The organism is Haloferax larsenii, from assembly GCF_024730625.1.
GTDB classification, from domain to species: Archaea; Halobacteriota; Halobacteria; order Halobacteriales; family Haloferacaceae; genus Haloferax; species Haloferax larsenii.
In genome coordinates, this window is sequence record NZ_CP078064.1 from 176,008 (window position 1) to 198,516 (window position 22,509).

The window sequence follows — 22,509 nt, forward strand, 5'->3', positions numbered from 1 at the left end:
GATACACGCTCCGATTCACGTTTCAATAGTCTTTCTACTTAAATGAAGATACTTGCCTTCGTCGCCGGGCTCGCTGTCTCCTTCACACGGGCGACCGCACCAGCGTGGACTGACATGGGCGTTGCTGTGTGGTGTATTCTGTACTGGGCGATACCGAGGTGCCCAACTGTCCAGTCACGTCATGCTCTGATTCGCTGAGGACTCCGAGCTGGGCGTGTTGTTTGACGTTCGTGGCAGATGTCACACGAAGGATGGATCGATCTCAGACGGGGGAGCGTCTCCATGGTGTCTTTTCAGCGTGGGTCACCCGTAAACTCTCGAATTGGTCTTTCCGTGGGGTGTCATTTCGAGGTACTGGTGGACGTATACGGTTTCCGTGACGGTTGTTCCGTCTCGATACTCGACGGTGATCGTTGCTTCTCTGACGTCAGAGATTGCACCCAGTCCGAACTGGATGACGTCTGTGTCCTGCCCGAGTCTGTGAACCTGGGGACGGACACGCTTCTCGTACGTCGGGCCATCAACCAAGTCAACGGTGACTTTCGCACCCATCGCGGATGTGTTCTTTCTATCCTTTCACGCGAATGTTGAGGGTGCGACCCGTGAGTTCGCTGTTCTCCATTATCGCGTAGCTGGTCCCGTAGTACTCGATGGTCTGTTCATTGGCTGTCGCGTAAATCAAGTTGGGTGCGCCGTCTGGTCCGAAGAACCCCGTCACGACTGTCTGACCAACACCCAATCGGAGACCGGGTGCATCGATGAATCTGTGGTTCACCGCTGACTCGGGTGATTACGTGTTCACGTCCGGGGTCTCCTCGAATGGTAAGTCGTTCATGTGGACCATCGGGAACGGACTGTGAACTGCCTCGGGGTCAAGCCCCGAGACACTCGCCTTGTACCGCTTGTAGATATCTGCAACAGGTGACACACCTTGGCCCTGTCGTGGGCAAATCACAGTCGATTGCGACCAGTTGATCCAGACATAAAATCGGGTCTCAACAGAATCCCCCGGCAGACACTTGTACGAGGAAGATGACCTTTCGACGGAAATCTCCGATACGAGACAGTCCTATGCCCCGATCGGGCTAGTGATTCGTACTCTCGCTATCGTGGTCCTCGGTATTCTTCTCGCGGTCGGCCTCCTCGCCGACGGCCGTGTGCAGATCATAGCACTCGCACTCATGTGTGTCTGGCTTCTGCTTGGCTTCCTGCTGCTAGGCGTAGTTCAGGCCCACAAGACGGGATACCTCTCACACCACGTAGTGTTCACCGCTGTCCTCCTTATCGGGAGTGGCACCGCGACTATGGTGTGGGAGGTCACAAACGGAGTAGTATCGTCCACGTTCACAGTTGTTCTCAGCCTTGGGTCTTGGATAGCGACTTTGTGGCTCGGGAGTCGCCTTATCTACGGTGGCTCATTCGACCACGTCCTCGACCACATCAGCGGGGCAAACAGGTGACCTGCTGCTCATTGGGAGCACGGGCATGTCCAGTTAGAGAGTGTTCAGAACCCTTGTCTCACTAAGAAGACCGAAGTCACGGTGAGAACGAGCAGAACTGCCCAGGAGTACTGAATAGGCCAAATGAACATCGCGCTGAGTGGAATCACTCCGATGAAGAGTGCAGTAACGACGAACCGGCCCCACACCCAGCGAGTAGAATTCGATTCTGATTCGCTGTGGACCGAAACGTTGTGACGCTGGAGGAACTCGCGAAATTCCGATTCTTTGTCTGAGGGAATGAGAAACGAACTCGGCTTGACACTGAACGTTTTCTTGTAGTGTAACCGGACCATCGGCTGGCCAGCAAGTGAGAGAAATTGAGCGGCTTCTACGTCTTCGAGCGGAACGGTTGCTTCCTGGTCACTGCGGAAGAGTGTAGGGTCGCCCATGTGGAACGTAGTCTCGATGCTTCCGTCATCGTGCTCAAATTCGATTGTGGTGTTGATGTACCGCTCAGACATCTGGACGAGAAACATCATCATGCCAGCACAGAAGAGATTGTACGACTCGATGAGGCCGTCATCGAAGAATACGACTCCAGCGAAAAGAACCGCAGGGACGACGGCGAACAGAGACCACCACAACACATGGCCGAAGTCAGCAACATTGAACCAGAGGCGATGAGGAAACCTCTCAAATCCACTCAAGTCTGTCGTCCACGTTGTCACTGACGGCTTCTGACCTTTGACGTCGTGTTCATCACTTTGGAGGGCAGACATCTCTGAGATACTCTCTCAACTTCGTTGAAATACTCTCGGATAGCCTGAAATGCGGTTTGCCACGCAGTCAAACTTCTCGACAGCGACTGTGTCGCTCAGACAGTCCCAACGGAACGTTTCCGGTCAAGGAGATAGGATGCGGCGACGAGCCAGCACACACCGAGGAAACTGAGGGCCTCAACGGGAGCGTTCCATGCGTTAAACTCGGCTACGTAATACCCAATCATGAACGCGGCGAAAGGTGCGCCGACGTACGCGGCAACGTTTGGAATCCACGGTGAATGACTCTCATGGAGCTGTTCTGCGTCCTTGTACACTGCAACGAGCAGAAGTGCTGCTGCGAGATACGTGCTCAGCACCAATACTATTGCAAAGAGTACGCTGACGATACTTTGTGGGTTGATAGAAAAGTAACAGCCTGCAGCCACAGGCAGGAGTAAGACGTAGAGAACCACGTATTTCGGCCATTTTGAGTTGCCCGTTCCCCGCCAGTCGCCACTCGTCGTCTCCTTCACTTCGGCCCGCCACGACCGCACAGCAGCAAGTCGGTCACCAATAAAGGCAGTCACACGCACAAAGAACACAACGATCACTACTCCGAGAACGATTGCGATGGGAGTTCCAACCACCGTGAAGAGCGTTGCTCTCAGGGAAGACGTGCTTAAGGTCGAGAACATGGTGGCGAGATACACGATGACGAGCCCGACGGAGGCAGCCAAACCGGTTCGTGTACTTGCCCGACGTCGACTCGTTGGCCGATTGTAGTAGAGGTACCCAACGAGAAAACCAGCGACGACGAACGCACCACCCGGGATGGTCCCACCAGCAACTAACGATTCGTCGGTTACTGTTCGCCACGATAGCGGCACGGTGAGAAGTGCCGACACGAGCCCGATGGCTGTTGCGAGCCGAAGTTCCGGCGCAACCAGCTCTCGATAGATGCGTGTGTGGAGGGTCATTTGTCGAATAGAATACTATTTGCAAGTATCAAGAGTGTTGTCAAGGAAACCACTAAACGGACCTCCTGTCTTAAGATCAGACTCTCGATTTACGCGGTCTGTACACGCAAGGGCAAAATGTGCTATCCGTTCGCCCCCGATACGACAAGACTGCACCCGCTCACCGGAGGAATTTTTTCAGTTCGGATGCCAGTTTCACATATGCGATTTCGCCCTCCATCCGTCGATTCATTCAGCATCGCTGTTTCTCTCTGGTTTGGCTGGTGTGTCTACGTGGTTATCCCGGCAGTGGGATTCACTTCAAACGGTGTAGGGCTAGCTGTACTCGCCACAGGGATCACTTGGGTCACCCTCGAGCAAATCCCAGAGCGAGTTGACCGCGCGGTGGATAGTCGACTGTATCTCCCACTCGGTGGAGCTGCTCTCCTCCCCTTACTTGGAGACATGGTCGATGACGCGCTCCGTACATCATTCGTGCCTGAACCGTTCACACTTCCAGCCGTCGTCTTCGGTATCCTCGGGCTCGTTCTCATTGAAGCAGGGCGACGACGGCGAGCACGATATCTCAGAGAACAAGAGACGGTACATTTCCGAGTCGAGATGTCAGAGTCGTCTCGTCGACTGTTCCTTCTCTCGTCCACCTCTGCACTCGTTGGTGCAGGAGGTATTCGAATCCTTACCGGTGAAGCAGTCGGGATCCCATTGCTCATCGCCGTCGTTGGGGGAACCCTCATTGGACAGTTCATGGTGGACACACAAGAAGTCGACTTGTTTGCGCTCGACCGCGGACTCATTGTTGTTCCCAAACGACGCTTCAGCGTGAGTATCATCCCCTGGCGTCGCATTCGTGAGATTTCAGTTACCGACCGAACTCTCCACATCGAACGAGGGTTTCCATGGCCGACCCGCTACGAGCGGGCGTTCGCAACGGGTACTGAGGCTCAGCAGTATCGTGACAAGCTTCGATACCATCGCCGATCTGGGTGATATTTCACAGGCCAGGTGTCATATCGAAATTTAAGATTGACTTTTTGATGGTACTAACGACGTATCCCAGTGATTTTAGGCCGACGGCAAGTTTGCGTTTATGAGTCGGTGTAGCTTGACACAGGTCTAGCTCTAATTCTCTCTCGATCTATTACGTGGGGATGTTTTCATCGGTCGAGGAGAGGTCACCATCGACGAATCGTTCAGCGTTCGCGATCGAAAGTGCGGCGTTCGCGAATGCGAGATTCGGACGCGTTGTCTGCCACTCTCGAATCGTCTCTGTGTTGATCTCACCCTGTTCTGAGTCGGGTTCAGCGAGTGCCTGGTTTGTCTGCTCGATCGTCAGTTCTTCGGGAGAGTCAACGCCGTACTTTGCCTGATAGTTATACGAAATCGAGGAGAATACCTGACTCTTTAGGGTCAGGATGAATCCGACGGCACTGTCTAGTTAGCGACCTCCTCAACCGGTGTTCGTCCATCGAGCGCTTGATGCGGTCTCTGAAAATTGTAGTATTGCACAAATTGTATGAACCACTCGCGGACGCTTCCGTGACTGCCCACCCACGAATTATGGAAGCGGTCGACTCGCATTTTGAGGGTATGAAACCATTTTTCGATGAGGTTTCGCTTGACGTAGTCAAGCCGGCCGCTCAATCCTAATCGAGAGAGGGCAGTCTGATAGCCGTAGCCATCAACCAGAAACACAGCATCTGAGAGACCGTGTTTCTCCGAGAGTCGATGGAGAAACGCAGCAGTTGGATCGGGACCATGTCGTCCAAACAACTCGACATCGAGAATCAGCTTCGTCTCGGTGTCTATTGCAGCGTACAACTCCAACCACTCGTCAGTGATTGTGACAGCGATCTCGTCGACTGCAACCCGCTTCGGCTTCGCCTCAGGCGGGTTGTGACTGCTGTCTGCCAGTCGATGTACCCACTGCCAAACAGCTTGGTGAGAGCGTTCAACGCCGAGGTATCGAAGAATTTCTTTTGTCTCTCTAAGTGAACACCCGGTCGCGTGGAGCTGGACGGCGAACACCCTGACGGGTGTCGCCGTCCGCTCACGCTCCCAAGTTTCTTCTAAATCCGTCTCAAAGCACTCGCTGAGCAGGTCTGCGAGCATCTTGACCAACTAACTCAACGACCTGCTCGTTCCTCAAACTGGCTTAACTAGACAGTGCCTGATTATGACTATATAGACTTGATTGGTAAGTTGTAGGTGGAGGGAAAAATTTATAGATATCACGTGCGATCATATTTTAAGAAGATACAATGAGACATGTCATTAAAACAGTAACCGCCTTTTTCCTAATCAGTACTTGGGCAACAATCCTATTTTCACCGGTATTAACCTCGATTGGCTTATCAGTTGAGTATATTTTAATGATCGGAGTTGTGATTGCAACTACCTCAGTATATCTTTCTAAAAGGCGTATTTCTAACAATAGACTGATTGAAGAGAATATGCTTTGGCAGAATCTGCTAATATTCCTCTCTGTTATTCTTGGTTCTGGAATCGGGGTACAATATATAATGAAGTTTGTTTTCGGGGTTCTTAGTGATACCCCTCCGGAATGGTTTGCTATTGTAATCGCCTGTTTTTATGTTTTTTTACCACTCACACTTGCTACTTGGGTTATATACAAAGTGAATATAGGAGACACTGCAATACTGCCTCTGCTTCGCATTAATGAATGGAATAGAAGAGCTGATAGTGGTCTTATGCTTATTGTAGCTCTTGTCGCTTTAACTTATAGTGTGAATTTACTTCCTGCTCAATTGGTTGTCTTTTCTCCCATTCTTAATATCGGTGCACTATTATTTGGTCTATTTCATGTAGTAATCCGACGCATTGGTGTCTTCCACCCTGAATTTGAGACAACGTCATAAGCGCTGTAGATAGTACCATCTAAACAGCTTCGCTCTTCTGTAGTAGATTGTTGATACAGTTCAGCTGTTGCTCTGGAATCGAAGAGGGCAAGGGCACCGCGCTAGCGGTGTCCGACACGAATGATTCCGCTCGATGTGTTTGGCTCGGAATCGCTCGCAGCGGACCTGCTGGAACAGGTTCGCTGGCGTGACGGCGTTGAATGCCCTCGCTGCCGTTCTGACCGAACGGTCAAGAACGGCAGCTATGGGGCGTTTCAACGCTATCTCTGTAAGAATTGCGACCGCACGTTCAACGATAAGACGGGCACAATTTTCGCTCACTCGAAGGTTGCGCTCCGCAAGTGGTTGTTCTCGATTTACGCGTTCTTACGATTCAACACGAGTCTCCGCCAACTTCAGCGAGAGATCGGTGTGACCTACAAGACGATGCACCGTCGCGTCGAGCGCTTTACCAGAGCGCTCGACGCGCCTCAACTCGACCTCGTTGGACCGGTCGAAATCGACGAAGTGTACGTCTCTGCCGGATTGAAAGGCCGCGAGCGCGACCAAGAGTCGCGCTCGCGTGGCCTGTCCACGCGCGGACGAGGTCCGTACGAGGGAGACAAGCCACCGGTCTTCACCATCGTTGACCGTGGCACGGGACAGCGGTACGTCGTCCCAGCGAAATCCGCTGACGAATCGACCGTGCGACTCCTCCTCGCTGAACACGAGGAGGAGTCGCTGACCGTCTACACCGACGGATTTCGGGCATACGACCCACTGGAGGACGACGACAAGTTCCACCGCGAATACGTCGTCCACGGTGACGGCGAGTACGCTGATGGGGATGTGACAAGTTGACACAGTATCTCCGCGCCTTTCAGCTACGCAGCGAACTCTTCAGAAAACCCGGTCGAGAAGCACTCAAACACGCTGTCAAAGCGACTCTCTGAAATCAACAATCTGCTACACATGAGCGTTCTTCATAATCCGTCGCAAAGCACTCGCTGAGCAGGTCTGCGAGCTTCATCCCAAACACACTCAATGACCTGCTCGCTCCTCAAAATGGCTTAACTAGACAGTGCCATTTTCAGAAATATGCCTCTCTGATTACAACCAATAGCCAGACTATCGGTCCAAGAGCAAGTATTAGGCCTAATACGCCTATCGTATAGTTCCCTTCCAAGAGTCCCCGCGCCCACCCCCTTCCGAGATGAAAAAGGAACAGGCAAAGGACGATTAACATCACATTCCGGAGTGAAATGCCAAAGACCTCCATCTTGGTATCAGGCGACGCCATTTCGTAATGTTCCCTCTTGTTAACACATAGTCATTTCCCCGTCACGTTTGACTGTCACTATTGAATGGATATTTTCACAACTTAAAAATCGAAGTAAATGGCAGTCACATGATGAACTCGTCGTCTATCTGTTCCACGTCTCTTCTGACAGTGATTGGTGGAAGTTATGCGAACGTACTAAATACAGCGCCCAAGTTGCTCACCGGTTCAATATTCAGGGTCCGAGAACGCGTCCCCAGTCGAGGTCTACACCGTAGCCAGCACCGGTACGGCGGACGCGCTGGAGGACGACGTAGCCACCGGTGCCGACGATAAGCGCTGCCCCCAGATTCGCCATTACGAAGAACACGCCAGCCGTGAGCGGGAACGACCCGAACAGAACACGCGCCACGCCCCGGACCGAATTCACGACGGTGAACAGGGCTATTGCCAGCAGTCCGTACCCGAATACGAGTCCTGCGGCACGTCGGAAGTTCATATCTAGCCCACCGACCGTCGTCATAAGTATCTTAAGCCACAATCGGTTGTCAACTCTGTCACTCCACTATTTCGGATACAGTTACCCGGTGACCGCTAAACGGGGGTCAACAAAGATGGCTAACTAGGTTGAGGTGCCTCCATCGTTCTACACCGGCAGCCGTTCCTTCGCTTCGATGCGAATCGCACATTGGTACTCGAACGTCGTCCATTCGTCACCCATCGCGTAGCTCGGGAGGGTATCGTCGAAGTACGGAACGACGTGGTAGGTGCCTTCCCCTCGAATCTCTTCGCCGTGGAGCCGATACGTTTCGCGGGCCCGTTCTCCCGGTTCGAGCGTCTGTGCGATTGGGGTTCTATCGAGTCCCATCCCGGTCGGCTTCACGTCGACGCGGTCGCTCGTCTCGTACAATTGCGAAGCGAGTTTGCCGGAAGCGATGGAAGTGTCGGCATCTGGCGACTGGTGGACCGCGATAAGACCGAACGGCCACACACCGTAATTTTTGATTCTGATGGCGTCGCTGCCGGTGTTTTCGAGTATGAAGACGAACTCTGCGGGGTGTTCGATAGTCACGTCAGGCACCTCCGTGCGGACCGAGAAGTCCAGCGAGTCGATGCCCGTTCTCGCAGTCGTCTCCGCGATTCGGTATTCCGTGTCGGCGATACACCCACTGAGTCCAGCTATCGAAAGCGCGCTGGCGGTTACAAACGTCCGTCGCTTCATTGGGACTCGCCTCCGGCGTCGATACGTGCGTCGGTCAGTTCGACGAACACGTCTTCCATCACTGCGTCGTCGTCGGTGCCCGCAGCATCTCGGAGTTCGTCGACGGTCCCGTCTGCGACCAGCCGGCCTTGGTGCAACACGCCGACGCGGTCACAGACGAGTTCGACTTGGCCGAGTACGTGGCTCGAAAAGAACACCGTCGCACCCCTGTCGTTTTCTTCGTGGACGATTTCCCGGACGCGACGGACCCCGTGTGGGTCGAGTCCGGTGAACGGTTCGTCGAGGACGAGCAGGTCGGGGTCACCGACGAGCGCCATTGCGAGTGCTAGGCGCTGTTCCATCCCTTTCGAGAACTCGCCGGCGTCGTCGTCGATGGCGTCCGCTAACCCGACGCGGTCGAGGAGTGCTTCGGGGTCGTCGTCAGCCCGCTTTGTCTCGGCGACGAACGAGACGTGCTGTCGCGCCGACCGGCCCTCGTAGAGACCGAATCGGTCCGGCAGCACGCCGGTTCGCTCGTGAATCCCGATTGGGTCTCGTTGCGGGTCTGCTCCGAAGACGCGTACTGTTCCTGCTGTCGGTCGCAGGTAGTCGAGGAGGAGGCCGATTGTCGTCGATTTTCCGGCCCCGTTCGGACCGAGGAAGCCGTACACGTCACCGGCTTCGATAGCGAGGTCGAGGGAATCGACCGCGCGAACGTCGCCGTACTGCTTGGTCAATCCATCCGTCTCGATTACGGGTACGTCGTCACTCATAGCACATCACCGGTGTTGAAGATGCGACGAGAGAGCACGAATGGGACCGCTATCCATCCGGCCAAGATACCAACACTCAAAACCGGATGGAGATACCACGGCGCTGTGCCGCTTTCGAACGCCGCCTCGACGACGAAAGCGTTGATTCCGTGACCGGGCTTGAGTTTCGTGTAGACGGTTCGGAACTGGTCGGCGGAGTTGCCGACACCGAGTAGCCAGTTCGTCAGGACGTTGTACGCACCGTCTGGCGTCAGCCTGAGAACGAAAAACAGCGGCCCGCTCGCCGGTGCATCGTACGGGTTGACCGGCACACCAGTCACAACCGTATACACCTTCGAGACGACCGTATTCCAAAAGAGCGTCACGAGGATGTATCCGACAACGATTCCAGCGGCCGACACCGTGCTCTTGACCGCTGTCGAGAGCAACACGCCGAGCGAGACCAGCGCAGCGAGCAACAACACCGTTGCGAGCACGACACCGACGAACGGGCGGATGGCGAACGCGCCGTGTTCGAAGACACCGATACCGGTGAGGAGGAGCACTGCGACACCCACGGTCGCACCGAGTCCAGCGAACCGGCCGACGCTCTTGCCGAGGAGAATATGAGTTCGCTTCAGCGGCAAGGCGATGAGGAATTTGATGCTCCCGGTCGTTCGCTCACCGATGAGCGACTGGTAGGTGAGGAGGAGGACACCGATTGGGAGCAGGACGTTGACGCCCGTTTGGATGTATCCGATGGTGATGTTCTGTCCGATTGCGTTCCACCCCGTGTACGTGGGCCGAAAGCCCCACAACACGATGAGAGCGGTGAGTATCCACGCTCCTTTCGAGGTGAGCATCGTTCGACATTCTCTGCGAGCGAGAGGGGACCACTGCATGCACTAACTGACAAACAGATATAACAAAAGTGTGACTCCATTTCCCTTGTCGAACCAACTCGTCGAGCGTGTTCTGTCTCAGTTGGCGAGCACTCTGGTTCGACGCGTGTGCGACAGTTTCGCTGCTTTTCTTCCCGAGCGAAAGGCCTGATTGTTAGGTCGTCGCCTGTGGGAGGTCCAACACGAAGATTGCACCCTCCGGGTCGTTATCCTCGACCCACACCGCACCTCCGTAGCTTTCGACGACCGTATTGACCAGATACAACCCGATTCCGGTCCCTTCGCTGTCTAATCCCTTTTCGCCTTTCCCGAAGATGGACTCTTTTTGACTATCGGGGACGCCGGGGCCGTTGTCGGCGATTCGGAGTTCCACACGACCGTCTTCGACTGTTGCCGACACCGTGATTTCGGGCCGGTCCTTGCGGGTGTGTTGGACGGCGTTCTTGAGGAGGTTGCGGATGACCGAGTCGAACATATCATCGGCACGAATCGTCACGCCTCGAAGTGACTCGTCGAGCGTAATGACCGCATCCGAGTCTGCCGAGCGAAGGTCGTCTGCCTGCTGGCTCACGACGCGCCGCAACGAAACTGGCTGTCGCTTCGTCTCGTCTTGCAGCATCACTTCCGACAGGTCTCGTGCGGTTTTCGTCAGCTCAACTGCGTTATCGGCACTCTCCAACGCCGTTTGGAGATACTGCTTTTCGGTCCCGTCGACGGCTTCCGCGGCCAAGTCGAGGTACCCAACGAGCACCTGGAGGTCGTTTCTGATGTCGTGGCGTACCATCTGGTTGAGCAGTTCGAGACTGTCTCGCTGTGATTCGAGTTGCTGTTCCTGTTGGATGCGTTCGACCGTGGTGGCTAGCAGCGCTGCGAGCAACTCGACGAGATACTGGTCGAACTCGTCGAACCCATCTGGTGCGTCGACGGCGGTGATAAATACACCGTGGGCCGCCAGCGGATGAATAATCCCGCTTTCGATTGGTGTCTGGTTCGTGAGGTCCGGGAACTCCTGTGCGACGTTCCTGATGACCTGTGTCTGCTCTGCTGTGTAGGCGTCCCACACGATTCGATCAACAACTCGACCGTCGCTTTCTTGCACAAAGGCTGGCTCGGAGCCGAGTCGTTCCTCGACAGACTCGGCGACAGCCGTTGGTTCGAGGCGTCCGTCGCCGTCGCCGAGATAGACACCGGCGAGGGGGAACGAGAGTGTCTCGTCTGCAATCTCGACGGCGACTTCCGCGGCCTCTGTGACTGTTTCAGACCGCATGAGTCGCTGGGTCTGTTCGAGTATGTCCTGTAATTTCAGCTCGCGCTGTTTGTCCGTCGTGATGTCTTGTTGAATTCCCACCGCTCTCAGTGGGTTTCCATTGTCGTCTCGTTCGACGACTCTGCCGACGTCTCGTACCCAAATCCAGTCGCCGGATTTCGACTGCATTCGGTGGTCGCATTTGTAGTACTCGGTCTCGCCGTCGAAGTGTGCGTCGAGCGCGACCTCGGCCATCGGGAGGTCTTCGGGGTGGACGCGATTCGACCATGCACTGATATCTGGCTGAATCTCGTCCAGTGAATAGCCGAGCATCGCTGCCCACTGCTCGTTGAATGACACGGTATCTGTCTGGACATCCCAGTCCCACACTCCCAATTGTCCACCTTCGAGTGCCAAGTCGAGTTGGGTGCGCTGTTCGAGTAACTGCTCTTGTTTGGTGGCAAGCTCTAGTGCCGATTCGACGTTCGCGGCCAGTATCGTCGCCAGGGAGTGGTCCGCTTCGTCGAAGACCATCTCGCCGGTGGCTCCGAGAAGCAGCACTCCGTGGTCGCCGACCGGTAGGATTAGTTCACTTTGAATCGGTGTCTCAGGGTTGTAGCGGGCTGGCTGTGAGGGAATATCCGAAAACAGTGTGACCTCCTGTGATTGGAACACCTCCCACGCGAGGCTCGACCCACGCTCTAACACTGGTGGCTCGCCCAGGAGCTCTCGTGCGGAGTCAGTAACCGCCACGGGTGTGAGGGCGTCGGCCTCCTCGTCGTACACCCAATACCCGCTCATCGGAATCCCGAACAGCTCTTGTGCCGACTCGACAGCGACCGTCGCGATTGATTGGCTCGTGTCCGCTTGCATCAGGTCGCGGCTGATGGTGTTCAAGCGGCTGAGGCTCTTTTCGTGCTCTTTCTGGTCCGTAATATCCCGGTAGAGCCAGATGTTCCCGGTCCCTGTCGGTGTCGAGTAGGTGACGAAGCTCCGCGACAGGGTGCAGCCATCTGCCATTTGCACTTCTTCGTCGAGGACTGGCTCACCCGTGGCGAGAATCTCGTCGATTCGAGCACTGACGGTGTCTGGGTCGGCGAACTGGTCGCTCAACTGGCCGACCACACGGTCACAATCGCGGCCGACGAGAGCCTCTGGTGGTTCGGGAATCCCGAGCACGTCCACCAGTGTCTGATTTGCGGCGGTAATCGTTCGGTCGGCATCCTCGACTAACACTCCCACCGGCAGATTACCGAGCACCGAGGTGAGGATATTGTTGGTCTTGGAGAGTTCTCGCTTCTGCCGTTTCCGGTCGGTAATATCGATGTAGACTCCAAAGTAAACCTCGTCCCCTTCGCCGCGTGACAGTGTCGAACGCAAGAGGAAATCGCGCACACCATCGCTCGCCTCGCGACGGACCTCACGTGTTATTTGCTCGCCTGCGGCAGCTTGCTCGTCGATGGCTTTGCCCGAACCACGTTGGGAGTCTGGAACGATGAGGTCGTTGATGTCGGACCCAATGGCTTCGGATGTATCGTACCCGAACGTCGTCTCGAACGCTTCGTTGACGTCTTTGAGAGCGGTCCCGCCCGGTGTCGATTCGACCATGACCGCTGGTTCCGGGATACTCTGAAAGAGTGCCGAAAAACGGTCCCGCTCTCGCTGCAGTTCTTTCTGTTGTTGGGTTTGCTCTGCTTCGTAATCGGCGAGCGTCCGACTCAACTCGTTAAACGCGGTGAATATCTGCTGCCACTCGGACGTCGCTTTCTCCGACACCTGAACACCATACTCTTGCTTTTGGATTTTGTCAAACCCATCGACTAATCGCTCGTGGTATCGGACGGTACGGGTGTAGAGTACGTGCCCAACCCCGGCGATTAGAACGATGACCAGACCCACCGCACCGGTCTGGTACACCGTAATGCGTTGGAGCTCACTCGCCAGGACATTTCGACTCGTCTGTACTTGGACGGTCCAGCCTGTTTCGTCGACAGTGGCGTTCTTTGTCACGAGGTTGGTGGCTGGCGTCGGTTCCCGGTCGTAGATGACCTCTCCGCCGGGGGACTGAATGGTAACGCCGTGGTGGCTGTTTGCGGCACTGGTAACTCCACTAAAGAACGAACTGTTCTGGAGGTGGAGGGCAGCGTTCAGGGTTCCGACGACAGTCCCATTCTGGTAAATGGGCGTGCTGACCGTGACGATGTAGTTGCCCGTGTCGGCAGCGACCGGTTTGCTGACGTACGTCTCACCAGCCACGGCTCGCTGGAAGTACTGACGGTCTCCAAAGTCTGACCCGACCAATTCCGACTGGGTTTCGGCGTTGAGCCCGGCTGCAATGCCGGTCATCGTCCCGTTTCGGTGAATGACTGAAACCCCGTCGAACGCAGTTTCGTTTACGGTCGCTGCCAACGCCTGCTGTTGGTCTGCAGTCCCGTGTCTCGCGACCGCCGGATTGGTGGCCTGAAGCCGGACAGTTCGTTCTAGACTTTCGAGTCTGGTGTCGAGCCCACCCGCGATTTCCGTGCTCGTCTGCAGCGTTTCGGCGTGCTGCTGGTCGGTAATCGCTTCCTTATCCAGTTGAAACCCAGCGAACATGATGCCCGACAACACGAGAGCGAGAACGACGAGGAGGACGCTCACCTGAGTGCGGAGCTTCATCTGTTGTCTGGCTCCTTTGTCTCGGGTTCGTCTACTGACGACTCTGGCAGCCAAGCGAGGGTCAACTTCTCGCTCAAGCGTTGCCAGTTCACAGCCCTTGAGACACGCTTGCGGCAGTCAAAATCGGAGTGAGGCAGGTTCCTGACCCAAATCGGAATCCATCCTGCCTCAGGCTTCGTGTAGATATTTATCATGAGTCCCGAGACATCCTCGCAAGAGTGAACGACTGCACCGGTAAAAGTGCCGCGATTACATTCAATAGATGTACATGTATTAGTGTTGTCACAACGTCATTTACGAGGATGGTATCCGTGAATTCCTATACGTACCTCGCGAAGATTGTTGTATCTCGCAGTCACTTCGTCGCGAGGCGCTTGACCCCTAACCCGAGCGACCCACCGAGTGTGCCGAGGACGAGTGCAGCACTCAGTCCTATCCCACTTCCCCACGCGATGCGGAAGAGTGGCCCTGGCTGTCCGCCAGTAATTCCAATCCCAGCGAGGTGAATACCGAATCCGGCCCCGAGGGCGAATGCGAACAACCACGCTCGAAACAGTCCATCGTCCCGGGCGGCAAGCACAGCACTGAATACCAGCAATCCAAGCGCAAGATATTCCCACCGAAGTATCGAAACGAGGAGTTCAACACGTGAAACGGAGGCAAAGAAGATAGCTGAGCAGACGCACAAGCCGATGGAAACGAGCAGTACCTGTGCGCTACGTTGCCTGGTGAGGTCAGACAGTGTTGGGAGGGCCATGTCCGACACACGGTACTGTAATTTCATAATACTATCTAACGTGTGTCATAACTGTGTAGGAAATTTTCCTCAGTGGTTTACTGACTGCTCGACTACTATATATTCTATGTCTGAATTCATATGATTACTCTCAGGAACAGGAGACAAAACGACTATAGAGGATTACATAGGCTGATAAATTCTTATCTGTGCAGACGCCACGCGGTTGCTCCTGTCGGCACCTGTGTCGGGTTGTTGTCGGAGAGTGATATGGCACTGTCTAGTTAAGCCAGTTTGAGGAACGAGCAGGTCGTTGAGTTAGTTGGTCAAGATGCTCGCAGACCTGCTCATCGAGTGCTTTGCGACGGATTTAGAAGAAACTTGGGAGCGTGAGCGGACGGCAACGTGACGAGACGCTTCGCGTCTCGTTCGCACACCAGAAATCTTCGATTTCTGGGGACGTTCACGAGAGCAGAGCTCTCGTGCAGCCCATCAGAACGCGGAGCGTTCTGAGGACGCCCGTCAGGGCGTTCGCTGTCCAGCTCCACGCGACCGGATGTTCACTCAGAGAAACAAAACAGATTCTTCGATATCTCGGCGTTGAACGCTCTCACCAAGCTGTTTGGCAGTGGGTACATCGGCTTGCTGACAGCGGTCACAATCCGCCTGAGGCGAAGCCGAAGCGGGTTGCGGTCGACGAGACCGCTGTCAAAATCAATGGCGAGTGGTCTTGGTTGTACGCTGCAATAGACATCGAGACAAAGCTGATTCTTGACGTCGAATTATTTGGACGACATGGTACCGATCCGGCTGCTGGGTTTCTCCATCGACTCTCGGAGAAACACGATCTTTCAGACACTGTGTTTCTCGTTGACGGCTACGGCTATCAGACTGCCCTCTCTCGATTAGGATTGAGCGGTCGGCTGGACTACGTTGAGCGAAACCTCATCGAAAAGTGGTTTCACACCCTCAAAATGCGAGTCGACCGCTTCCATAATTCGTGGGTGGGCAGTCACGGAAGCGTCCGCGAGTAGTTCATACAATTTGTGCAATACTACAATTTTCAGAGACCGCATCAAGCGCTCGATGGGCGAACACCGGTTGAGGAGGTCACTAACTAGACAGTGCCGGTCTTGGGCCTCAGTATACTGTAGGAGCAATCTCGAGCAGAACCCTAGCTCCGACCAATTTTAACCAACGATTCTTTGCCACTGCAGTTCCTGTGTTGGTTAAGTTTAAATCGTGAAGCCATGTCCTTCGAAAAACCAGACCCTGGCCAAGACATTCCAACTCGAATTGTCGAAGCCCTCGATGGCCTTTCTTCAGAAACGCTTCGCCATGTAGCTCAATATACAGAGCAACTAGCGGAACACCGAGAACGTAAGCAACGCCTCAGGGAGAAACAAGACTCAGATAGAGATGCTGTTGACCGGCCAGACGACATGCCGGAAGACGTCCCCTCGAAAGCAAGTCTAACGGTCAAAGAGATCAACGACAACCGCTACTACTACTGGCAGTGGAGAGAGGGTGACCAGATCAAATCCAAATACAAGGGCCCGGTGGATAGATCAGAATAAGAGTGGTTGGCCGGCTAGTCAAACGTCATTCCGTAGCCCCACTCTTCGAGACACGCCTCTGTTTCGTCGAGGTGCTGTAGTCCGACCTTTACCAACGCTTCACGAAGATCGGTCAATGAGACATTCTCTTCGAATCTGTCTTCGAACTCATGGAGTGCGTCTCGCTCTGCGACTTTTGTTTCCTTCTGTAAGAACAGCGGAACTCGGTCACGGCCGTCTTGCACTCCATCGCGACGGAATTTATACGGAATTTGGAGTTGCTGCTGAGAACGTTGTGTATTGTCTTCGTCCACTTGCGACTCAGTATCTTCACTCTGAGACGGTTCTTTCTGAGTCGATTCAGGCGTTGTCGACTCTACTGGAGAGTCGTCTGCGAATGGGTCTTCACCGGCTCCTTTCTTCATCCCCGTCATACAGTTAGCACCTCGTGGTCGACGTCACCGGGTTCTGGTGGGTTGGGTGCTTCGAGGCCAACCTGCTCTTCGAGATGTCTCGCGAGTCGGTCGAACTGGGCGAGCGTCTCGATCTCGTAGTCACGTCGGCGAGAACGATGGTCGCGAACGTAGCTAAACGCCGAACACTGCTCCATCCAACATCCCTCCATGAGGGACGCACGTTCGCTGATTATCTCCGGGATTGGGTAATCGATCTCGTCTAAGATCGTTCGCTGGTCACGGGTGTTCTTGAAGCCTGTTGGGACTGCAGCGAGAACGCCGACGTCGATACCGAGCTGGTCTTCGAATCCAGCGACGAGTGCTTCGAGCCCTTCAACCGCTGCACGACCTTTTGCGCTCGGTTCCACGGGGATCACGAGGGACCTGGTTGCGTGAATCGCATTGTAGAGATGTGGTCCCTCAGTTGCCGGTGGGTCACAGATGAGAACGTCGTATTTGTCTGGAACGCCTGCCTCACGAAGCACACGAAGCAACTGGGCGTGCATTCCGAATGCCTCTCCCATTGCCTCTGCCTGGTCCTTTTCACGCTGTAAAAACTCGGCCAGGTCTGAGAGCATATTGTGCTCTGGAATGATATCGACACCCTCTACAGTCCGAATAAGATCATCGAAATCCCCATTCGGTCGGCGAATCATGTGGCGGACTACGTTATCGACCGAATCTGTTCGCTGATCATCGACGCCGAAGAGACGCGAAAGATCTCCGTCCTGTGGGTCGAGCGGGACGACAAGCGGTTTTAGTCCCGCACGAGCGTGTGCGACAGCCAGATTTGCCGCGGTGGTCGTCTTACCGACCCCGCCTGCCTCGCTGTAGGTCGAATACGTAAGCATACTGTGTTCATGAATTACCTTCATCTTGAATCTTCTGCGAATGAGTTCATGGTGTTCAGTAATTCTGTTCAATCATGAATGAACTTAGTGAACACAATCAATGAACATTTGTGGTGAACATGGTGAATGAATGACCAGAAGAACATACACAAACACCTGTTAGAGCACGCCAATCTGCTGTTTCAAATTTCTCTCAAATCAAGAGAACGCCCTGCCCATTCTTGAAATGAAGAATGTATGTGGTGAACAAAATCAATGAACAATATTCATGAATACATCTAATGAATGTTCATCAGCCAAATACCTCTGCTGTGGCGAGTGACTCAACAGTCTTTGGTCGATATCCAGACCGTGGTGAAGGGCTTGAGGCAAACTTAGTATACTCTATCGAGGCTTCTCCCGAAACAGATAAGTCATTATCGTAGTAATCATTATCTAGAGTATGACTTTCTATAACCGGGTAGACGAGTTGGACGCGCTTGCTTCTGCGTTCGAGTCTCCTGGATCTGATTTCGCCGTTGTCTATGGTCGACGCCGTGTAGGGAAAACGGCGCTACTAAAGGAGTTTTGTGCTGGCCGACCACACATCTACTTCCTTGCGGCCCAAGAAGCCGAGAATCGGCAGCGTGAGAAATTCGTTGAGAAGCTCGCAGACTATTTCGACGAGAGGGTCCCACGAATCGACGACTGGGACGAGGCCTTCGAGTACCTTGGAGAGAAGCTCCAGAACGAAAATCTGGTAGTTGTCATCGACGAGTTCCCGTATCTCGTTGAAGAGAACGACTCTGTTCCCTCCTACCTGCAGGGGTTCGTCGATGAGCAACTCCAAGAGACAGATTCGATGCTGGTGCTCTGCGGGTCAAGTGTGAGCACGATGGAGTCAGAGGTTCTCGGACACGAGAGCCCGTTGTACGGACGGCGTACAGCGCAACTCGATGTACAGCCATTCTCCTTCAAACAGGCGCGTGAGGTGATCAACTACGATACTGCAGACGCGATTCGTTCGTACGCGATTACCGGTGGAACACCAATGTACCTCACACTGTTCGACTACGGGTACGCTCTCTCGGAGAACGTACAGTCCCAGATCCTGTCGCCGACGGCGGTGTTGTACAACGAGCCAGAGTTCTTGCTCCGGACGGAGCTCCGCAACCCAGCCCGGTACATGAGCATCCTCGAAGCAGTGGCACTGGGGCACACGACGCCGAACGAGATTTCCGGTGCAACGGGAATCGATTCGGGTCCACTATCGAAGTATCTGCAGACACTTCGACGCCTCCGACTGATCGACCGGGAAGTCCCTGTTACCGCGTCAGGCAAGAAGTCAAAGCGGTCGCGGTACCACGTTGCGGATGAGTTTCTTCGGTTCTGGTTCCGGTACGTCGAGCCAAATCGCTCCAGTATCGAAGAGGCACCGGAGGTCGTATACGACGGGACAATTGAGCCTGACCTACCGACTCACGTCGCCACTACATTTGAAGACGTGTGCCAGGAAGCCGTCTGGGAAGGTATTCGCCGGGGTACCTTTGATCCATACTCGGAGGTCGGCCGCTGGTGGTACGGCGAAGATGAGATCGATATCGTCGGTCTCGCGCCAAACGACGACCGACTCCTCCTTGCTGAGTGTAAGTGGACGTCAGAACCTGTCGGCGAAGCGCTCGTTGAAAGCCTCCGGGCGAAGGCAGCGAACGTTCGCTGGGGACCAGGCGATAGGGAGGAGCGATTCGCTCTCTTCTCGAAGAGTGGATTCGTCGATGGTCTCGAAGAGGGTCTTTCCGAGAAGTGGTCACTGTTTGACCTTGAGGAGATTGACAAACTGCTAACTTCTGAACGAGGCTGAGAACACACCCAGCGCCTATGATGAATACGAGGACATCGTTGGTATTTCTCAGCCAAACATCTTTGCTGTGGCATCGTGTGGACACTAGTGGAGACAGACTGTGTCACATGCGTCTCCACAATCCCCTATGACGAGTGATTCGACGGCGCTTGGTCGATGCCCTGACTGCGGCGAAGAGATTGAGGCATACCAGTCGATAATTGAGTTCGAAGATGGCGATGGGACAACTGGCGTGTTCGCAGAGTGCTATTCATGCGACGAAGTTGTCCGTCCAGAGTGACGAACTGCGCTACGTGTTCACGAGGTAGTCTGCGCCGTACTCCTGCTCGAATTCGTATTCCAACGGAAAAACCGGATCTGTTGTCGCCCAGATGTCGTTGATTCGTTTCTCAATAGTTTGGAGAACTGCACGTAGCACGTCATTCGGATCATCCGGGTAGACTGCATCGACCGCACTCTCTTCTCGCGGCTGGGGTGGTACGTGGTAGTGGTCGCGTGTGTTGTGTGTATTTGGGTGGCGGTCCCATCGACACGACCAGTGTTCCCCAGTCCATTCCTCAAAATACTGGATATTGAACTCTCCATTCAGTCGAAGACGGATTTCGAGAGTGGCAGTATCCACAGCGTTGGGATAGTAACTCGACTGAAGAGTGGCAACAACACGATCTTCCTTTCCAGACGGGAAGTACTGGACGGTCTCGATTACCGAGAGATCTGCGAGTCGACCACCGAGAATTCGCATCCGTTCTTCGTTGAGGTCATCTGTGCGTCCCATCGAGCTCAGGGGAACGACGAGGCAGGACTCCCGCCGACATTTGATTCGAGACGGAATTTGGCTTCTCGGAGTTCACGAAGGCGGCGAGTGACAGTTCGCCATTCACTCAACCTGTCGTACGCCCCATCGAGATCTTCGTACGTCGTCTCGGAAAGAACAACCGCCTCAGGCGAGGATTCCTCAAAGTAGCTCGAGAGTTCTCGTTCGCGGGTTCGGTACTCGTCGATTGCTTCCTCGGCCGCTTCTGGTGTTTTGAGCTCCCGGGTTAGTTCGGTGATGCGACGGAACTCAAAGTAGGCCTCGTTTCGGACGAAGAGTGCAGGGTTGTCTGCGATTTTTTCGAGGACCCCGACTTCGACGAACCACTCAAGATGGGGACGAGCACCTTCTTTCGTGCAGTCGGCACGTTCTGCGACGTCCGCAACGGTGGTTGGTGAGGTGAGCGTCGTCGCCGCTTCATACACACGATCTTTGACCGTCCGACTCTCAACAGCTTTGTCCCACTCACCGGCCAGATTCATGTCCGGCGGAGACGGTGTATCCTCAGTCATTGTCCTAGAGACGGATTGCACTCATATTAGTTTGTGGGTGCAAAGATATGTTTGCAATCGCGATAACATACTTTAGGGTATGATACTTTGAAGTACGATAATCCTAGCTTGGCGCTTTGACCCGTGGATGGTGAGCTGAAATGAGGGTGTGTGGGTTTGTTCTGAGTCTTGAATACGAATAGCGGCACTGGCTTAACCAACAAAATTTTTGATTAGCGACTTGTGTTGGTTAACACGAGGCAGCAGCCGATGTCCTACGAACCACCAACGCCGCCGACGAACCTCCCCACAGAAGTCGTCAACGCCCTCAATGAATCGGCGCCGAACCGTCTTCGGGACGTTGCCCGCTATGCCGAAGAGTTGGCCGAACACAAGGAGCGGGAGGTTCGTCTCGAGGACGAGTCACCGGAAGGCGAGATCGAAGAACGGTCGGACGACCTTCCAGACGATGTCCCCACGAAGGCGACGATCACTGTCAAAGAGATCAACGACAACCGATACTACTACTGGCAGTGGCGAGAGAGAGACAAAATCAAGTCGAAGTATAAAGGGCCAGTCAATCCGGACAAGTGAACAAGAGACACGCTCAAGTACGGTTCAGTACCCCGTGTGCAAGATGAAAAATTGAGGAAGAGATGGCTACTCATGAAGGGCTCTCGCGTGGGGAGAGTGCACATTTATATTTTGCACACTGGGTGTGAGTTCCCAGAGTAGACGAGTCAGGACTTACACTCGTGACTAGGGTGTGCGGTCGGGTAACTCCTCAAACCACACAGACGGAATAATTCGTGCTAGAAAAATTGATTGCCGCGAATCACGTGGTGTGGGTATGGAACCCCCACGCTCTGAGCTCCGTGCTGATGCCGAAGAGCGAACTGAAGCACCAGATTTCGATGCTCTGACTCCTCCAGAGGAACTTGTGCGTGGGGAAGAAACACAAGACGATTGAGCTCAACCGTGAGTGCTACAAGCCATCTCAGAACGGCGGAATTCTTTTGTGGCGATACGCCGCCGATTTACGCATGGAATCGAGTGATGGACGTGCACAGGTATTCTCTGCCTTCAAAGAGTCGGTTTGCCCCGATCCAGATGTGGAGTTCGTGGCCGCATTCGGATCACAAACCACGGGCGAAGCGACCAGTACGTCTGATCTCGACATCGCAGTGAAGTTTGCGGACGGCCTTTCTGACCGTGAACGATTCAAAAAACAGTGTTTCCTGTCGGGCGATCTCCAGCAAGAAGACGCACCGTTCGTTGACCTCTCTGATATCGAATCTCTCTCGTTAGATGTCGCACACGACGCGGTCAATGGTTCGTTCGTCTGTGGTGACGAGCACGCATTTGGGCGGTTCAAGAGGGATATCGAAGCGAGGTTTGTCGAACAGGAAGGTGACCTTCGTCGCCAACAGCGAGCAGTAATTGACCGGATTGCGAAGGAGGGGCTCCGTGGCTGACGAGCGGGTTGTCTCGATCAAACTTGAACAAATCGAACAGTACCACGGCGAATTGAGGGAAAAACAGGAGACACTGTCCCGTCGCGAATTTCTTCAAAGCACGACAGAACAGCGTGCTGTTGAGCGAATGTTCGAAACGCTATCCAAGCGTGTTCTGACCTTGCTCAGCACGTCGACACTCGTGATTTCGGGTACACCGGTGGGTGTGTGAGTGGATG

At 54.4% G+C, this 22,509-nt stretch carries 25 protein-coding genes and 4 pseudogenes; 12 read left to right on the plus strand and 17 right to left on the minus strand.

What is annotated here, in order from left to right; translation table 11 throughout:
* Positions 1 to 303 precede the first annotated feature (303 nt).
* The 3 genes from KU306_RS16665 to KU306_RS16675 are packed head-to-tail and all read right to left on the minus strand — an operon-like array spanning position 304 to position 928.
* Positions 304 to 552 carry an ASPIC/UnbV domain-containing protein gene (locus KU306_RS16665; RefSeq protein ID WP_258303426.1) on the minus strand — a complete coding sequence of 83 codons (249 nt, stop codon included), beginning with the start codon at positions 550 to 552 and terminating at the stop codon, positions 304 to 306.
* A gap of 16 nt (positions 553 to 568) precedes the next feature.
* On the minus strand, positions 569 to 775 hold the full coding sequence (locus tag KU306_RS16670) for a hypothetical protein (protein WP_258303427.1): 207 nt from the start codon (positions 773 to 775) through the stop codon (positions 569 to 571).
* A gap of 15 nt (positions 776 to 790) precedes the next feature.
* Positions 791 to 928, minus strand: coding sequence for a hypothetical protein (locus KU306_RS16675; protein WP_258303428.1), 138 nt, complete (start codon positions 926 to 928; stop codon positions 791 to 793).
* A gap of 91 nt (positions 929 to 1,019) precedes the next feature.
* Here KU306_RS16675 and KU306_RS16680 point away from each other — a divergent pair, with 91 nt between their 5' ends.
* Entirely contained in the window at positions 1,020 to 1,460 is a 441-nt protein-coding gene (locus KU306_RS16680; protein ID WP_258303429.1) for a hypothetical protein, read from the plus strand.
* A gap of 44 nt (positions 1,461 to 1,504) precedes the next feature.
* Here KU306_RS16680 and KU306_RS16685 read toward each other — a convergent pair whose 3' ends face one another.
* The 3 genes from KU306_RS16685 to KU306_RS16700 form a co-directional block, all read right to left on the minus strand.
* Positions 1,505 to 2,221, minus strand: coding sequence for a hypothetical protein (locus tag KU306_RS16685; protein ID WP_258303430.1), 717 nt, complete (start codon positions 2,219 to 2,221; stop codon positions 1,505 to 1,507).
* Positions 2,222 to 2,316: 95 nt separating this feature from the next.
* Positions 2,317 to 3,180 carry a DUF5518 domain-containing protein gene (locus tag KU306_RS16690; RefSeq protein WP_258303431.1) on the minus strand — a complete coding sequence of 288 codons (864 nt, stop codon included), beginning with the start codon at positions 3,178 to 3,180 and terminating at the stop codon, positions 2,317 to 2,319.
* A 1,431-nt stretch (positions 3,181 to 4,611) separates the two neighbouring features.
* Positions 4,612 to 5,289, minus strand: coding sequence for an IS6 family transposase (locus KU306_RS16700; RefSeq protein WP_258303432.1), 678 nt, complete (start codon positions 5,287 to 5,289; stop codon positions 4,612 to 4,614).
* Between the two features lie 149 nt (positions 5,290 to 5,438).
* Here KU306_RS16700 and KU306_RS16705 point away from each other — a divergent pair, with 149 nt between their 5' ends.
* Together KU306_RS16705 and KU306_RS16710 are read left to right on the plus strand one after the other, a co-directional pair.
* On the plus strand, positions 5,439 to 6,056 hold the full coding sequence (locus tag KU306_RS16705; protein WP_258303433.1) for a hypothetical protein: 618 nt from the start codon (positions 5,439 to 5,441) through the stop codon (positions 6,054 to 6,056).
* Between the two features lie 120 nt (positions 6,057 to 6,176).
* Positions 6,177 to 6,988, plus strand: a pseudogene (locus KU306_RS16710) (IS1595 family transposase).
* 137 nt (positions 6,989 to 7,125) lie between these two features.
* Here the strand turns inward: KU306_RS16710 and KU306_RS19075 are convergent.
* The 7 genes from KU306_RS19075 to KU306_RS16745 form a co-directional block, all read right to left on the minus strand.
* Positions 7,126 to 7,335: a hypothetical protein gene (locus tag KU306_RS19075; RefSeq protein WP_007542025.1), complete on the minus strand. Its 210-nt coding sequence runs from the start codon at positions 7,333 to 7,335 to the stop codon at positions 7,126 to 7,128.
* A gap of 214 nt (positions 7,336 to 7,549) precedes the next feature.
* Positions 7,550 to 7,813: a hypothetical protein gene (locus KU306_RS16720; protein ID WP_152417732.1), complete on the minus strand. Its 264-nt coding sequence runs from the start codon at positions 7,811 to 7,813 to the stop codon at positions 7,550 to 7,552.
* A 147-nt stretch (positions 7,814 to 7,960) separates the two neighbouring features.
* Complete coding sequence (locus KU306_RS16725; RefSeq protein ID WP_258303434.1) at positions 7,961 to 8,536, minus strand: DUF8130 domain-containing protein; 576 nt, start codon at positions 8,534 to 8,536, stop codon at positions 7,961 to 7,963.
* Positions 8,533 to 9,288, minus strand: a complete 756-nt coding sequence (locus KU306_RS16730; protein WP_258303435.1) for an ABC transporter ATP-binding protein — start codon at positions 9,286 to 9,288, stop codon at positions 8,533 to 8,535. Before KU306_RS16730 ends, KU306_RS16725 begins: the two co-directional genes overlap by 4 nt.
* The gene (locus KU306_RS16735; protein ID WP_258303436.1) at positions 9,285 to 10,169 is read right to left on the minus strand and encodes an ABC transporter permease; all 885 of its coding nucleotides are present in this window, start codon (positions 10,167 to 10,169) and stop codon (positions 9,285 to 9,287) included. The genes KU306_RS16730 and KU306_RS16735 overlap by 4 nt, the downstream gene beginning before the upstream one ends.
* A gap of 154 nt (positions 10,170 to 10,323) precedes the next feature.
* On the minus strand, positions 10,324 to 14,073 hold the full coding sequence (locus KU306_RS16740; protein WP_258303437.1) for a PAS domain-containing protein: 3,750 nt from the start codon (positions 14,071 to 14,073) through the stop codon (positions 10,324 to 10,326).
* 355 nt (positions 14,074 to 14,428) lie between these two features.
* Positions 14,429 to 14,653, minus strand: coding sequence for a hypothetical protein (locus KU306_RS16745; protein ID WP_258303438.1), 225 nt, complete (start codon positions 14,651 to 14,653; stop codon positions 14,429 to 14,431).
* A 487-nt stretch (positions 14,654 to 15,140) separates the two neighbouring features.
* Here KU306_RS16745 and KU306_RS16750 point away from each other — a divergent pair.
* The 3 genes and pseudogenes from KU306_RS16750 to KU306_RS16760 form a co-directional block, all read left to right on the plus strand.
* Positions 15,141 to 15,212: pseudogene (locus KU306_RS16750) on the plus strand (IS6 family transposase); the annotation flags it as partial.
* Positions 15,213 to 15,324: 112 nt separating this feature from the next.
* Positions 15,325 to 15,930 (plus strand): annotated as a pseudogene (locus KU306_RS16755) (IS6 family transposase); the annotation flags it as partial.
* A 129-nt stretch (positions 15,931 to 16,059) separates the two neighbouring features.
* On the plus strand, positions 16,060 to 16,386 hold the full coding sequence (locus KU306_RS16760) for a DUF6788 family protein (protein ID WP_258303439.1): 327 nt from the start codon (positions 16,060 to 16,062) through the stop codon (positions 16,384 to 16,386).
* A 14-nt stretch (positions 16,387 to 16,400) separates the two neighbouring features.
* On the opposite strand, the gene KU306_RS16765 is transcribed toward KU306_RS16760, so the two are convergent.
* Both KU306_RS16765 and KU306_RS16770 read right to left on the minus strand, forming a co-directional pair.
* Complete coding sequence (locus KU306_RS16765) at positions 16,401 to 16,799, minus strand: DUF7970 domain-containing protein (RefSeq protein WP_258303440.1); 399 nt, start codon at positions 16,797 to 16,799, stop codon at positions 16,401 to 16,403.
* Entirely contained in the window at positions 16,796 to 17,671 is an 876-nt protein-coding gene (locus KU306_RS16770; RefSeq protein WP_258303441.1) for a ParA family protein, read from the minus strand. The genes KU306_RS16765 and KU306_RS16770 overlap by 4 nt, the downstream gene beginning before the upstream one ends.
* A 442-nt stretch (positions 17,672 to 18,113) precedes the next feature.
* On the opposite strand from KU306_RS16770, the gene KU306_RS16775 reads away from it, so the two are divergent.
* Together KU306_RS16775 and KU306_RS19140 are read left to right on the plus strand one after the other, a co-directional pair.
* A complete protein-coding gene (locus KU306_RS16775; protein WP_258303442.1) occupies positions 18,114 to 19,511 on the plus strand; it encodes an ATP-binding protein in 1,398 nt (465 codons plus the stop codon).
* 127 nt (positions 19,512 to 19,638) lie between these two features.
* Entirely contained in the window at positions 19,639 to 19,791 is a 153-nt protein-coding gene (locus KU306_RS19140; protein WP_439331326.1) for a DUF7837 family putative zinc-binding protein, read from the plus strand.
* Positions 19,792 to 19,800: 9 nt separating this feature from the next.
* Here the strand turns inward: KU306_RS19140 and KU306_RS16780 are convergent, their stop codons facing one another.
* Together KU306_RS16780 and KU306_RS16785 are read right to left on the minus strand one after the other, a co-directional pair.
* Positions 19,801 to 20,286 carry a toxin-antitoxin system TumE family protein gene (locus KU306_RS16780; RefSeq protein ID WP_258303443.1) on the minus strand — a complete coding sequence of 162 codons (486 nt, stop codon included), beginning with the start codon at positions 20,284 to 20,286 and terminating at the stop codon, positions 19,801 to 19,803.
* A 5-nt stretch (positions 20,287 to 20,291) separates the two neighbouring features.
* The gene (locus KU306_RS16785; protein ID WP_258303444.1) at positions 20,292 to 20,837 is read right to left on the minus strand and encodes a DUF7342 family protein; all 546 of its coding nucleotides are present in this window, start codon (positions 20,835 to 20,837) and stop codon (positions 20,292 to 20,294) included.
* A 249-nt stretch (positions 20,838 to 21,086) separates the two neighbouring features.
* Here KU306_RS16785 and KU306_RS16790 point away from each other — a divergent pair, with 249 nt between their 5' ends.
* The 4 genes and pseudogenes from KU306_RS16790 (at position 21,087) to KU306_RS16800 (ending at position 22,502) form a co-directional block, all read left to right on the plus strand.
* Positions 21,087 to 21,410, plus strand: coding sequence for a DUF6788 family protein (locus tag KU306_RS16790; RefSeq protein ID WP_258303445.1), 324 nt, complete (start codon positions 21,087 to 21,089; stop codon positions 21,408 to 21,410).
* 256 nt (positions 21,411 to 21,666) lie between these two features.
* A pseudogene (locus tag KU306_RS19080) lies at positions 21,667 to 21,783 on the plus strand (DUF7342 family protein); the annotation flags it as partial.
* Positions 21,784 to 21,859: 76 nt separating this feature from the next.
* The gene (locus KU306_RS16795; protein ID WP_258303446.1) at positions 21,860 to 22,291 is read left to right on the plus strand and encodes a nucleotidyltransferase domain-containing protein; all 432 of its coding nucleotides are present in this window, start codon (positions 21,860 to 21,862) and stop codon (positions 22,289 to 22,291) included.
* On the plus strand, positions 22,284 to 22,502 hold the full coding sequence (locus KU306_RS16800) for a DUF86 domain-containing protein (RefSeq protein WP_258303447.1): 219 nt from the start codon (positions 22,284 to 22,286) through the stop codon (positions 22,500 to 22,502). Before KU306_RS16795 ends, KU306_RS16800 begins: the two co-directional genes overlap by 8 nt.
* Positions 22,503 to 22,509: the final 7 nt, after the last annotated feature.

Bases quoted from the DNA above. Each gene is read 5' to 3' on its own strand.
- KU306_RS16725 (WP_258303434.1), bottom strand. From the start codon at position 8,536: ATGAAGCGACGGACGTTTGTAACCGCCAGCGCGCTTTCGATAGCTGGA.
- KU306_RS16665 (WP_258303426.1), bottom strand. From the start codon at position 552: ATGGGTGCGAAAGTCACCGTTGACTTGGTTGATGGCCCGACGTACGAG.
- KU306_RS16730 (WP_258303435.1), bottom strand. From the start codon at position 9,288: ATGAGTGACGACGTACCCGTAATCGAGACGGATGGATTGACCAAGCAG.
- KU306_RS16690 (WP_258303431.1), bottom strand. From the start codon at position 3,180: ATGACCCTCCACACACGCATCTATCGAGAGCTGGTTGCGCCGGAACTT.
- KU306_RS16735 (WP_258303436.1), bottom strand. From the start codon at position 10,169: ATGCAGTGGTCCCCTCTCGCTCGCAGAGAATGTCGAACGATGCTCACC.
- KU306_RS16795 (WP_258303446.1), top strand. From the start codon at position 21,860: ATGGAATCGAGTGATGGACGTGCACAGGTATTCTCTGCCTTCAAAGAG.
- KU306_RS16780 (WP_258303443.1), bottom strand. From the start codon at position 20,286: ATGGGACGCACAGATGACCTCAACGAAGAACGGATGCGAATTCTCGGT.
- KU306_RS19075 (WP_007542025.1), bottom strand. From the start codon at position 7,335: ATGGCGTCGCCTGATACCAAGATGGAGGTCTTTGGCATTTCACTCCGG.
- KU306_RS16785 (WP_258303444.1), bottom strand. From the start codon at position 20,837: ATGACTGAGGATACACCGTCTCCGCCGGACATGAATCTGGCCGGTGAG.
- KU306_RS16775 (WP_258303442.1), top strand. From the start codon at position 18,114: ATGACTTTCTATAACCGGGTAGACGAGTTGGACGCGCTTGCTTCTGCG.
- KU306_RS19140 (WP_439331326.1), top strand. From the start codon at position 19,639: ATGACGAGTGATTCGACGGCGCTTGGTCGATGCCCTGACTGCGGCGAA.
- KU306_RS16700 (WP_258303432.1), bottom strand. From the start codon at position 5,289: ATGCTCGCAGACCTGCTCAGCGAGTGCTTTGAGACGGATTTAGAAGAA.
- KU306_RS16790 (WP_258303445.1), top strand. From the start codon at position 21,087: ATGTCCTACGAACCACCAACGCCGCCGACGAACCTCCCCACAGAAGTC.
- KU306_RS16765 (WP_258303440.1), bottom strand. From the start codon at position 16,799: ATGACGGGGATGAAGAAAGGAGCCGGTGAAGACCCATTCGCAGACGAC.
- KU306_RS16760 (WP_258303439.1), top strand. From the start codon at position 16,060: ATGTCCTTCGAAAAACCAGACCCTGGCCAAGACATTCCAACTCGAATT.
- KU306_RS16770 (WP_258303441.1), bottom strand. From the start codon at position 17,671: ATGCTTACGTATTCGACCTACAGCGAGGCAGGCGGGGTCGGTAAGACG.
- KU306_RS16685 (WP_258303430.1), bottom strand. From the start codon at position 2,221: ATGTCTGCCCTCCAAAGTGATGAACACGACGTCAAAGGTCAGAAGCCG.
- KU306_RS16720 (WP_152417732.1), bottom strand. From the start codon at position 7,813: ATGAACTTCCGACGTGCCGCAGGACTCGTATTCGGGTACGGACTGCTG.
- KU306_RS16740 (WP_258303437.1), bottom strand. From the start codon at position 14,073: ATGAAGCTCCGCACTCAGGTGAGCGTCCTCCTCGTCGTTCTCGCTCTC.
- KU306_RS16705 (WP_258303433.1), top strand. From the start codon at position 5,439: ATGAGACATGTCATTAAAACAGTAACCGCCTTTTTCCTAATCAGTACT.